General features: G+C 58.1%; 13 protein-coding genes. All 13 read left to right on the top strand.

The features are described from left to right. Nucleotides 1-235 precede the first annotated feature (235 nt). Nucleotides 236-370 carry a 50S ribosomal protein L34 gene (gene rpmH / locus KI610_RS19995; protein ID WP_011289924.1) on the top strand — a complete coding sequence of 45 codons (135 nt, stop codon included), beginning with the start codon at nucleotides 236-238 and terminating at the stop codon, nucleotides 368-370. A 17-nt stretch (nucleotides 371-387) separates the two neighbouring features. Further along, nucleotides 388-756, top strand: coding sequence for a ribonuclease P protein component (gene rnpA / locus KI610_RS19990; RefSeq protein WP_226496684.1), 369 nt, complete (start codon nucleotides 388-390; stop codon nucleotides 754-756). Continuing rightward, complete coding sequence (yidD, locus tag KI610_RS19985; protein WP_226496683.1) at nucleotides 756-965, top strand: membrane protein insertion efficiency factor YidD; 210 nt, start codon at nucleotides 756-758, stop codon at nucleotides 963-965. Before rnpA ends, yidD begins: the two co-directional genes overlap by 1 nt. A 26-nt stretch (nucleotides 966-991) precedes the next feature. Continuing rightward, nucleotides 992-2,638 (top strand): membrane protein insertase YidC, encoded by a 1,647-nt coding sequence (gene yidC / locus KI610_RS19980; protein ID WP_226496682.1) that lies wholly within the window; start codon nucleotides 992-994, stop codon nucleotides 2,636-2,638. Between the two features lie 15 nt (nucleotides 2,639-2,653). Further along, the gene (mnmE, locus tag KI610_RS19975; RefSeq protein WP_226498589.1) at nucleotides 2,654-4,000 is read left to right on the top strand and encodes a tRNA uridine-5-carboxymethylaminomethyl(34) synthesis GTPase MnmE; all 1,347 of its coding nucleotides are present in this window, start codon (nucleotides 2,654-2,656) and stop codon (nucleotides 3,998-4,000) included. Nucleotides 4,001-4,025: 25 nt separating this feature from the next. After that, nucleotides 4,026-4,370: a hypothetical protein gene (locus KI610_RS19970; RefSeq protein WP_226496681.1), complete on the top strand. Its 345-nt coding sequence runs from the start codon at nucleotides 4,026-4,028 to the stop codon at nucleotides 4,368-4,370. A 390-nt stretch (nucleotides 4,371-4,760) separates the two neighbouring features. Beyond that, entirely contained in the window at nucleotides 4,761-5,537 is a 777-nt protein-coding gene (locus tag KI610_RS19965; protein WP_264179119.1) for a sulfite exporter TauE/SafE family protein, read from the top strand. A 70-nt stretch (nucleotides 5,538-5,607) separates the two neighbouring features. Beyond that, nucleotides 5,608-7,254: a B12-binding domain-containing radical SAM protein gene (locus KI610_RS19960; RefSeq protein ID WP_226496680.1), complete on the top strand. Its 1,647-nt coding sequence runs from the start codon at nucleotides 5,608-5,610 to the stop codon at nucleotides 7,252-7,254. A gap of 38 nt (nucleotides 7,255-7,292) precedes the next feature. Beyond that, complete coding sequence (locus tag KI610_RS19955) at nucleotides 7,293-7,931, top strand: hypothetical protein (RefSeq protein WP_226496679.1); 639 nt, start codon at nucleotides 7,293-7,295, stop codon at nucleotides 7,929-7,931. Nucleotides 7,932-7,966: 35 nt separating this feature from the next. Continuing rightward, nucleotides 7,967-9,301, top strand: coding sequence for an NAD(P)/FAD-dependent oxidoreductase (locus tag KI610_RS19950; protein ID WP_226496678.1), 1,335 nt, complete (start codon nucleotides 7,967-7,969; stop codon nucleotides 9,299-9,301). Beyond that, on the top strand, nucleotides 9,301-10,305 hold the full coding sequence (locus tag KI610_RS19945; protein WP_226496677.1) for a chorismate transformation enzyme, FkbO/Hyg5 family: 1,005 nt from the start codon (nucleotides 9,301-9,303) through the stop codon (nucleotides 10,303-10,305). Before KI610_RS19950 ends, KI610_RS19945 begins: the two co-directional genes overlap by 1 nt. Beyond that, complete coding sequence (locus tag KI610_RS19940; protein ID WP_226496676.1) at nucleotides 10,305-11,153, top strand: MipA/OmpV family protein; 849 nt, start codon at nucleotides 10,305-10,307, stop codon at nucleotides 11,151-11,153. Before KI610_RS19945 ends, KI610_RS19940 begins: the two co-directional genes overlap by 1 nt. Next, entirely contained in the window at nucleotides 11,146-11,928 is a 783-nt protein-coding gene (locus tag KI610_RS19935; RefSeq protein ID WP_226496675.1) for a lysophospholipid acyltransferase family protein, read from the top strand. The genes KI610_RS19940 and KI610_RS19935 overlap by 8 nt, the downstream gene beginning before the upstream one ends. Nucleotides 11,929-11,949 lie beyond the last annotated feature (21 nt).

Raw genomic sequence — 11,949 nt, 5'->3', positions numbered from 1 at the left:
TGACGAAAACACTCCTCCCCGCGCATTCGATTTTGACCTCGATGGCGGTTATTAGATACTTGATTTAAAAACTATTTTTTGAATAAGCTGATGACCGGACGGAGACCAGCGAAGCCAAGATTCTACCCGCCATCCGGGAAGTTATCCACAGCTTTGGAAAATAATTGATCTTGACAAAGCACCTTCAAACAGGGTGTAATCACGCGTTTTTCTTCGCACATCAAGGGATAACAACATGAAACGCACGTATCAACCGTCGGTCGTGCGCCGCAAGCGCACCCATGGCTTCCTGGTCCGTATGCGCACCAAGGGTGGCCGTGCAGTCATTGCTGCTCGCCGCGCCAAGGGTCGCACGCGTCTGGCCGTATAAACCGGACGTTCGGCGAGGTGGAACAAACCTTCGCCCGACGCTATCGCCTGACAAAAACGGATGAGTTCTCATCCGTTTTTGGTTTCAGGAGGGCAATTCGAGGCAAGCTGCTAATGCTGCATTATCAGCCGCGCCCCGAAGGAAATACTGAAGCACGTCTGGGTCTTGTCGTTGCCAAGAAACTGCTCAAACGGGCAGTCGACCGCAACAAGGTCAAGCGCGTGGTTCGCGAGCAGTTCCGGTTGCGGCTGGCTGGCTTGCCGCCTGTCGATCTGGTGATCAGGCTGGCAGCAAAACCGGCACCGCTAGACGGCAAGTTGCTGGCCGAAGATTTCCTTGCCCTGCTGAATAAACTGCAACGGCCACGGCCGAAGCGGGAAGATTGATGAAGTACCTGTTGATTGCTCTGATTCGCGTCTATCAATACGCGATCAGCCCATTTCTCGGGCGCAGCTGTCGTCATGTGCCGACTTGCTCGGCATACATGGTGGAAGCTGTACAGAAATATGGCGCCTTCCGGGGTGGCTGGCTGGGCTTGAAAAGAGTCGGCCGTTGCCACCCATGGCATCCTGGTGGGTATGATCCTGTACCCTGATTCAAGAAATCTTTTGTAGGTTGTTCATGGATACTCGACGCCTGATACTGGTTATGATCTTCACTTTCTCGAGCTTCATGCTCTGGGAAAACTGGCAGAAATACAACCAGCCGAAGCCGGCCACCGAAGCGGCGGCAACAACCACCGCGGGCAGTGCCGCACCGACCCCGACTGCTTCGCTGCAGGCCAAGGGATCTCCAGTCGCACCTACAGTCTCCGCACCGGTTTCTGCTACCGAGACATTCACGGTAACCACCGATCTGCTGAAGGCAAGCATTTCGGCCCAGGGCGGCGATGTGGTCGAACTCGAGTTGCTCAGATACAAGGAACATGACAACAAGGACAAGACTTTTGTCCTGTTCGATGCCAAGCACAAATATCAGGCCCAGGCCGGACTGATCGGCGAAGGTTTGCCGACGCATCGCTCGGTATTCAAGCGTGTCGAAGGTGGCACTACCCTGGCTGAGGGCGCAAACGAACTTAAACTGCGTCTGGAATCGACGGATCAGAATGGCCTCAAGGTTGCCAAGATTCTGACCTTCACCCGTGGTTCCTATCAAATTGATATCGCCTGGGAAATTGCCAATGGCAGCGACAAGGCCATCGCCCCGCACGCCTACTTCCAGTTGCAGCGCGACGATGTGGCGCCGGCTGGTGAAACCGCCATGGTGTCGACTTTTACCGGCCCGGCCGTATTTACCGACGCGGAGAAGTACCAGAAGGTCGATTTCAGCGCTATTGCCGACAACAAGGCCAAGTTCGCCAAGACAGCGGATAACGGCTGGCTGGCCATGGTCCAGCATTACTTCGTAGCCGCCTGGGTGCCGAAGGAAAAGACCCAGCGCGAGTTCTACATGCGCAAGGTTGAAGGCAGCAACGTCTTCCAGACTGGCGTCATCGTACCGGTCGCCGAAATTGCGCCGGGTGCCAAGGGCGAAACTTCGGTCAGCCTGTACGCCGGTCCGCAGGAACAGTCAGCCCTCAAGCAGGTAGCTGAAGGTCTTGATCTGGTCGTCGACTACGGCTGGTTGACGGTGGTTGCTGCGCCCATTTTCTGGGCACTCGAAGCGATCCACAAGTTGGTCGGTAACTGGGGCTGGGCGATTGTCATTCTGACCATCATCATCAAGGCCATTTTCTTCCCGCTGTCGGCCGCTTCGTACCGCTCGATGGCCAAGATGAAGGTTCTGACGCCACGCCTGATGCAGTTGAAGGAGCGTTTCGGCGACGACAAGCAGCGCCTGAACCAGGAAATGATGAAGATGTACCAGACCGAGAAGGTCAATCCGCTTGGCGGCTGCCTGCCGATTCTGGTCCAGATTCCGGTCTTCATCGCCCTTTACTGGGTACTGCTCGGCGCCGTCGAAATGCGCGATGCACCGTGGGTTCTGTGGATCACGGATTTGGCTTCGGCCGACCCGTACTACATCCTGCCGGTCATCATGATGGTTTCGATGTTCGTCCAGACCAAACTTAACCCGACGCCGCCGGACCCGATCCAGGCCAAGGTCATGATGGCCATGCCGCTGATCTTCGGTTTCATGTTCTTCTGGTTCCCGGCCGGTCTGGTCCTCTACTGGGTGGTCAACAACGTGCTCTCCATTGCTCAGCAGTGGCAGATCACACGGCTCATCGACGCTGGCGGCAAGGCTGCCAACGACGCGAAAGCCTAAGGTGTGGGTGGGGTGATACCCGCGGACACCATCGCCGCCATCGCTACGGCCCCGGGCCGTGGTGGTGTCGGCGTCATCCGCATATCGGGCAGCAATTTGCTGCCCTTTGCTTTTGCGCTGACCGGAAAAACCCCGAAACCACGCTACGCGACACTGGCCGATTTCAAGGCAGCCGATGGTGCTACGGTCGACAGTGGAATATTGCTGTTTTTCCCGAACCCCCAATCGTTTACCGGCGAAGACGTTCTCGAGTTGCAAGGCCACGGCGGCCCGGTCGTCATGCAGATGCTACTCGCCCGCTGTCTCGATCTCGGGGCAAGGCTGGCCGAACCCGGCGAATTCAGTCGCCGGGCCTTCCTGAACGGCAAGATGGATCTGGCCCAGGCCGAAGCCGTTGCCGACCTCATTGACGCCGCTACGACCAGCGCAGCCCGTTCTGCGGTCCGTTCGTTGCAGGGCGAATTCTCGCGGGCGATCGGCGAACTCAACGACGAGTTGATCAACCTGCGCATGCTGGTCGAGGCGACGCTGGATTTTCCGGAAGAAGACATCGATTTCCTCAAAGCCGCCAATGCCTTTGGCCGCCTTGACGCCCTGCAACTCAAATTGGCAGAGATTTTCGATAAGGCGAGTCAGGGAAAACTGCTGCAAACCGGTCTGCATGTCGTACTGGCCGGCCAGCCCAATGTTGGCAAGTCCTCACTACTCAACCGGCTGGCTGGCGACGAGCTGGCCATCGTCACGCCCATTGCCGGCACTACTCGCGATGCGCTGCGTTCGACCATCCAGATCGAAGGCATCCCGCTGCACATCATCGATACAGCCGGCCTTCGTGAAACCGAGGACGAGGTTGAAAAAATCGGCATAGCCCGTAGCTGGCAGGAAATTGAACGAGCCGACGCCCTGTTGCTGCTGGTTGATGCGCAAACTGGCATAAGCGCCGCCGATCGCGAAATTCTCGCCCGTCTGCCGGAAGACCTCAAACGAATCACCATCTACAACAAGATCGACCTCTCCGGCGCGCCGGCCGAACGACATGATGAACCGGATACCACGGCAATTTCACTGTCTGCCCGTTCTGGTGAGGGGATAGACCTGCTACGCCGGGAGTTGCTGCGCATCGCCGGGTGGCATCAGGCTGAAGACGTTTTCATCGCCCGTGAACGCCATTTGCGTGCCTTGTCCGATGCCCAGGAACATATCGCCACAGCCCGAAATATTGTCGAAGGACGTTTTCCAGCACTCGAACTTTTTGCCGAAGAACTACGTCTGACTCAACAATATTTAGGCCAAATTACCGGCGAATTCACCGCAGACGACCTGCTGGGAGTAATTTTCAGCCGGTTCTGCATCGGAAAATAGCCACTATTCACTTCATGACTTTCAAATGAATACTCGTAACGTACTCAATCATTGGAAAATCATTCACGCGAAAGCGCCTGAAAACGGACAGTACCTTGCGTGTATTGAAGGAGAAGTAGCCAGTTCCAACCCCCGTTTCCCACAGGCTTCGATTATCCGGACTTCCTACCTGACAGCCTATGAGATCGAAGCGAGCGCCTTCGTTGTCATTACGGCCCGTCGATCTGAATATGTCCTCGGTACACGCGATCCCTCGGAATTCCTTACTGAGGATTTTCTCAAAAGTATCTTGCCGGAACGAAAACAGACCCCCTCTCCATCAAGCTTTGATGCTGAAGGTAGTCAGATCATCGGCTACCGAGAGCTTTGATCTTTCTGCACCGGTGCACGGGCAGCAAGGAAAAATTTAAAGTACCCATGAACCCGGCCTTGCGCCGGGTTTCGCATTTCTGGGTCAAAGCAATGTTCAGAATTCCGCATCGATAGCGTGTTTGGGGGCTGTAGATAAGCCTGTGTACAAGCTGTCCAGCAATTGTGGGCAAGTCGTCTGTTTTCAAAAAACGAAAAACTATCCGGAATCCATCCACAGGCAAGCCAGTGGGTTACCAAGCTAAACAAAGTGTATTCAAGTTTATGAAAATAAAACAAAATTTGTATTTATCCACAGACTTGTTGCTAAGTTATTCTCAGTAGTAGGTTTACATATAGTTATTATAAAAAACCCTGTACACCGCGCTAACTTGAAACTTGGACCCGCAACTTGGATTTCATCACACCGGAAATAGTGGTTTTGTTGTTTGCTGCCTTGATGGCTGGCGCTGTTGATGCAGTCGTTGGCGGTGGCGGACTGATTCAAATTCCCGCGCTGTTTGCCATCCATCCAGGAGAGTCGGCAGCGACGCTTTTTGGCACCAACAAATTTGCCAGCGTTTTTGGAACGGCCAATGCGACCTGGCGCTACGCCCGGCAGGTTGTGATGCCATGGCGAACCATCCTGCCGGCTGCTGTTGCAGCTTTTGGTTTTTCCTACCTCGGTGCGGCAGTTGTTGCCTGGTTGCCCAAGGATGTGGTTCGGCCGTTAATCTTGTTGTTGTTGATCGTTGCTGCGGTCTACACGCTAAAACGCAAGAATTTCGGATTGATTCACAAACCAACCCATGCCGGCCATCGCGAGCTTGTTTTTGCCATTCTGCTGGGTGGAGTTATCGGTTTTTATGATGGCTTTTTTGGGCCGGGAACCGGTAGCTTTCTGATTTTCCTGTTTGTCCGCTTCTTTGGCTTCGACTTTCTGCATGCTTCGGCCGCCGCCAAGGTGGTCAATGTGGCAACCAATCTCGCTGCCCTAAGCTATTTCCTGCCCCACGGCCATGTTTTGGCGCTGCTGGCTGCCGCGATGGCCGTGGCCAATGTCACGGGGTCGATGATCGGTACGCGTCTCGCCTTGAAGCATGGCAGTGGCTTCATCCGCCAATTGTTTCTGATCACGGTCTCTGTCTTGATCGTGAAATTTTGCTGGGATACGTTCAAGCTTTTGTAATACTTTTTCCGGAACTCAAGTGAGCTGGCATTTTCAAATAAAATTCAGCCACTTCGTTTGAGGAAACCCGATGCGCGTCACGCTTGTTCATCCCGCCGGCTTCAATTTCGTGCCCGGCCAACCGGATTTTTCGGTTCTGGCCAACCGCATGCCCCCGATCGGCATCATGCAACTGGCCTCATGGCTGGAAAAATTCGGGCATAGCGTGCAACTGCATGACTGTCTTGGCCCGTATGCACCGCCGACGACAGCCGAAAATGCCGAGATCGTGCTGGCCACCGACCCGGAAATGGTTGGTTTTTCGGCGACGACTTCCGGCTTCATGGATGCCTTCGAAATCGCCGCCTATATCCGCGAAAGGCGGCCGGAAATCAAGATCGTGTTTGGCAACGTCCATGTCTCGTCGCTCGGCGCGCCCATCCTCGAAAAATTCCCGGAAATCGATTTTCTGGTCATCGGCGAAGGCGAAGGCGCCATGCTCGAACTGGCTGATGGCAAGCCCTTGGCGTCGATCGGCAACCTGATCTGGCGCAACGAAGCCGGGGGGATCGTCGCCAATCCGCGCCGCGACCGCATCACGAGCCTCGACGAACTGCCCTTCCCGGCTTATGAAAAGCTGGCCGGCTTTCCGCACGCCTATCATCTGCCGCTGTTTGCCTATGAAAAGCGCTATGGCGCGACGATGATCACCTCGCGCGGATGCCCCTACACCTGCTCGTTCTGCGACCGCACGGTGTTCGAGCGGGCTTACAAGACCAACTCGCCACAGTACATCTACGACCACATGAAGTATTTGCGGGACAACTTCGGTGTCTGGCACATCAACATGTACGACGACCTGTTCACGGCCAAGAAACAGCGCGTCCTCGATTTGTGCGAGCTGTTGATCGAAAAGCCGCTGGGCATGCAGTTCAACTGCGCCATCCGGGCCGGCCATACCTCGGATGAAATGCTGGCCAAGCTCAAACTGGCCGGGGCGCTCATGGTGTCGATCGGGATCGAATCGGCTGATGCGGAAATGATGGAGCGGCACAAGGCCGGCGTCACGCTCGAAGCGGTGCGCGAAACCGTCCGCTCGATCCATGCCGCCGGATTGCGCGCCAAGGGCCTGTTCATTTTCGGCATGCCCGGAGAAACACCGGAAACTGTGCGAACGACCAGCGATTTCATCCTGTCCCTCGAACTCGATGAAATGAACATGACCAAGTTCAGCCCGCTGCACGGCGCCCCAATCTGGGACGAGTGCATCAACGATCCGACCGGCGATTTCGTCGAGGACTGGCGTCTCATGAACTGCCTGAATTTCGTGTACCTGCCGGAAGGTTTCAAGTCACGTGAAGAGATGGATGCGCTGTACAACTGGCACGTCAAACGCTTCTACGACAGCAAGGGTTATCGCCGTCGTTTCGCCAAGCGCCTGTGGCAGCATCGCTGGAGCCTGTGGCATGTGTTGAAACATCTGCCGGAAACCATCGCTGCGGCGCGTTACTTCAGTTCCAACAAGGAGCAGCTCGAAAAGGCGGCGCGTGAATTCAAGCTGCATCCACGTCAGCCGCTCGGCCTCAAGCCGCAGCTATCGACTGAGCTGCTGATCGACAACATCGTCTCGCTGTCGCCGGTCAAGCTGACGCGGCGCGATGCGGCCAAGCAGATCATTCCCGTTGTCTATGAAGCTTCGGCATGCTGTACGCCGCCAGCCGTACAGGCAGCGGTATAATCGCCTGTCTTTCGTCATGGGCATCGGGGAGCACTGACATGAAGGAAAATTTCATTTTTAGCTGTTTTTTCCGGTTGACCGTGGCAGCCTGTGTTGTCGTGACGCTGGGCGCCTGCAAGGGCAACGAAACCAGGCCGGAAGACGGCAAGCCGGCCGCCGAGGCGAAAAAGGAAACGGCCGTCCGTACCGGATACGCCTGCTGCAACCTGCATTACTCGGGCGACTGGATCAGCGACTCGAATCTGGCCCAATTGCCGTTCATCCCGGCCGGGACGCCGATCAGGGTTTTGAAGATCGACGGTTATCGCGCCAACATCGATGTCGAAGGCAAGCCGTATCGCCTCGGTCACGATTATGGCCGGGCCGAGGAAACGACTGAACAGTGGGTCAACAAGCTGGTCGTCCTCGATGACCCGAAGGTCAAGATGGCGAAGTTTTCACCGGCCGTGCGGGCGGCGATCACCAAGGGCCAGCTCATGAAGGGCATGACCAAGGAACAGGTCATCATGGCGGTCGGCCATCCGCAAACCAACGAAAATCCGCGCCTGGACGGTCCCTACTGGCGCTACTGGTGGTCGAGCTTCGGCCCCTATTACGTGTATTGGGCCAAGGGAAGCGTCAGCAAGATCGACGGCCATTCCGAAACAGTGGGCTACATGACCTACAAAGGCAAATAACTCATCGCCGCCACAGAGAAAAACTAAGGGTTTCCATGATGGAGCAAGTGCAGGGAGTGGAGCGCAAGCAGTGCGATGTGCTGGTCATCGGCGGCGGGCCAGCCGGTTGTACCGTGGCGCCGATGCTGGCGGAAAAGGGCTACAAAGTGGTGGTGCTGGAAAAGGCGCACCACCCGCGTTTTCATATCGGCGAATCCTTGTTGCCGGCCAATCTGCCGCTCTTCGAGCGCATGGGCATCGCCGAAGAAGTCAAGGCCATCGGCATGCACAAGCCGGGAGCCGAGTTTGTGTCGCCGAACCATGAAATGTCGTCGGTCTTTGTCTTCGCCGAAGCCTGGGACAAGTCCATGCCTCACGCCTACCAGGTCAAGCGCGATCAGTTCGACACCATCCTGATCCGCAACGCCGCGAAAAAAGGCGTCGAAGTGCATGAAGGCTGCAAGGCCAAGGCCGTCGAATTCCTGCCCGACAACACCGCTACCGTCCGCGCCATCCACGACGACGGCCGCGAAACCGAATGGCAGGCCCGCTTTGTCGTCGATGCTTCCGGCCGCGACACCTTCCTGGCCAACCGCTTCCAGATCAAGCACCGCAACCCGAAGCACAACAGCTCGGCGATCTACGGCCATTTCACCGGCTGCAAGCGCCACGAAGGCGTCGCCGAAGGCAACATCACCATTTTCTGGTTCGAGCACGGCTGGTTCTGGTTCATCCCGATGCAGAACGACATCACCAGCATCGGTATGGTGACCTGGCCGTACTACATGAAAACCAAAGGCGAGCGCAGCCTTGAGCAATTCCTGCGTGACGGCTTCGCCCAGTGCCCGAAACTGACCGAGCGTCTAAAGGATGCCAAGCTGATCAACGAGATCGAGGCGACCGGCAACTTTTCCTACGTTTCCGAGCGCAATCACGGCAATAACTACGTCATGCTCGGTGACGCCTATGCCTTCATCGACCCGGTGTTTTCATCCGGCGTGCTGCTCGCCATGAACAGTGGCGTCATCGCTGCCGAGGCCATCGACACCTGCCTGCGCAACCCGGCCAAGGCGCCGGCCGCACTCAAGCGTTTCGACAAGCTCATGAAACACGGCCCGAAGGAATTCTCGTGGTTCATTTACCGCGTGACCAACCCGGTCATGCGCGAATTCTTCATGGGACCGCGCAACCTCTTCCGCGCCAAGGAGGCCGTACTGTCGATGCTGGCCGGCGATATCTTCGGCAAGACGCCGATTTGGTCGTCGATCTTTGCTTTCAAGATGCTTTATTACATCGCCAGCATCATGCAACCGAGGAAGGCCTACATGGGCTGGAAGCGGCGTAAGTTCAACATTCGCAAGGTCGACGACGCGGTCGTTTACAACGCATAGTGGCGCTCCAGTTCGTTTCCTCGCCGTCTGCTGTTTCACGTGAAACCGGCAGCGAACTTGGTGGTGCCCTGGTTGGCGAGCCGCCCAGCGGCGCCGTGCCGGTCTGGCCCGTGCAACGGGTATTTGCCCCACTGCTCGGCGCCACCAGCGCAGCCATCCATGAAACCTGGCTGAGCGATCAGGCCGTCATCGCCGGGCACTGCGAGGGCATCGTCTGGCGGCGCACGGATGGTCTGCTCTACGGCGTCATCGAACTCGACGAAGCCGATTTCGCCGCCTCGGCAAAGGGCTCGCCCCTGCAGGCGGCCAGCGAGGAAGCCTACCGCCGCATCTTCCGGCTGCTCGACATCGAGCAGGTGCCGCATCTGTGGCGAGTCTGGAATTACCTGTCGGCGATCAATCTGGAAACCGACGGTCTGGAGCGTTACCGCCAGTTCAACATCGGTCGTCAGGATGCCTTTCTCGAATGCCATCGCGGCGCTACCGGCAACGTGCCGGCCGCCTGCGCCATCGGCCTGGCCGGCAGCCCGCTCAGCATCGCCTTCATGGCCGGCGCGACGCCCGCCGTGCCGCTCGAGAACCCGCGGCAGGTCAGCGCCTACAACTACCCGGCCGATTACGGCCCGCGCAGCCCGACCTTTTCGCGTGGCGCGCTGGTTTATCCGCAAGGCCAGGAAATCCTGTTCATTTCCGGTACGGCGAGCATCGTTGGTCACGAGACGATTTTTCCGGGCGACGTCGCCGGGCAGAGTCGCGAGGCCATGGCCAACGTCGCGGCGGTCGTCGCCGAGGCCAACCTTCAGTGCCGCACCGGGCCGTACGCGCTGACGGATCTTTCCTACCGCGTCTATGTGCGCCAGGCCACCGATTTCCGGGTCATCCGCGAAACCTTGGCGCCGCTGGTCGGTCAGGCGGAAATTGTCTACATGCAGGCCGATATCTGCCGGCATGATCTGTTGCTGGAAATCGAGGCGATGGCCTCACATTCGCTGGAGGAAGCTTGATGGCCACGTCAAAAAAATTGAGCAAGGGCGCGCTCGCCGCACTGACTCTGGCCGCCATGGCAAGCGGCGTGCAGGCCGCCGGCGACCAGCCGCTGTGGGAGGTCGGGGCCGGTCTTGCCGCCTTCAGTTTCCCGTCGTATCGCGGCTCGGACCAGACCCACAATTTCCTCATGCCGGTGCCGCATTTCACCTACCACGGCGATTTCTTCAAGGCCGACCGCCAGGGTATCCGCGGCAGCTTCTTCGATTCCGACCGGCTCGACCTGACTGTCAGCCTGGCCCTCGCCCCACCGGTGAGCAGCGACGACATCTCGGCGCGCACCGGCATGCCCGACCTCAAAGGCACCTTCGAGATCGGTCCGCAAATGGACGTCACCTTCTGGCGTTCCGAAAACCGCGCCCGCTTCGTCAAACTGCTCCTGCCGCTGCGCACCGCCATAACCGTCGAAGGCTCGCCCAAGAGCATCGGCTGGGTCTTCCATCCCAAGCTCAACATGGACATCACCGATATCCCCGGCATGGCCGGCTGGAATCTCGGCATGCTGGCCGGCCCGCTGTTCGGCGACAAGCGCCAGCACGCCTACTACTACACCGTCGCCCCGCAGTACGCGACGGCTGTTCGCCCAGCCTATGAAGCCGAGGCGGGCTATGCCGGCATGCAGTATCTCGTCGCGCTGTCCAAGCGCTTCCCGAAATACTGGGTCGGCGGCTTCGTGCGCTATGACAACCTGAGCGGCGCCACCTTCGAGAACAGCCCGCTCGTCCGCCAGAAGGATTACTTCGCCGCCGGCGTCGCCTTCACCTGGGTTTTCGGAGAGTCCTCGACCCGCGTCAAGGTCGATGACTGATCGTCCGCGCGCAGGCAATCCCCTGTGGATGGCCTACGAGTACCTGGCCATGGTCGTCGGTCTGGGTTCGCTGGCCGTGCTTTGCCTGATCTGGCTGCCTTGCGCGCTGGTCCTTGATTTCCTGCTGCCCCGGCGTCTCGGCCAAACGGTCGGCCGGGCCACGATTTCATGGGGTTTCCGGCTTTATCTGCGCATTCTTACTGTCTTCTGCGCCTGTCGTTTCGACCTGGCCGAGATCGACCGCCTGCGCGACCAGGGGCCGCTCATCGTTGCCGCCAACCACCCTTCCCTCCTTGATGCCGTGATGATCGTCTCCCGGCTGCCCAACGCCGTCTGCGTCATGAAGGCGGCGCTCATGGACAACCTGCTGTTCGGCGCCGCCGCCCGACTGGCCCGCTACATCCGCAATGATGCGGCGCTCGATGTGATTCTCGGGGCGCGCGACGAGTTGCAACAAGGCGCCCATCTGGTCATTTTCCCAGAAGGCTCGCGCACGCTCGATTTTCCCTTTGGCGCCAGCTCGCCGAGCGTCGGCCTGATCGCTAGCCGCAGCAAGGTCGATGTCCAGACCCTGCTCATCGAATTTTCTACCCCGTATCTCGGCAAGGCCTGGCCACTCTTCCGTCGCCCCGAACTGCCGCTCACCTGCCGGGTCCGCCTCGGCCGCCGTTTTCCGCCGCCAGCCAACATCCAGACTTTTACTGCCGAACTCGACGCCTATTTCCATTTCGAATTTGGCCAAAATTTCCGGTCGACCGTAGCAATCGCAGCCTGAACCCTGTCCGAACCCTTTTCA

Source organism: Ferribacterium limneticum (assembly GCF_020510565.1).
GTDB lineage: Bacteria > Pseudomonadota > Gammaproteobacteria > Burkholderiales > Rhodocyclaceae > Azonexus > Azonexus limneticus_B.
Note: the sequence above shows the minus strand (reverse complement) of the source record. Positions and strands in the feature narration are given on the sequence as shown.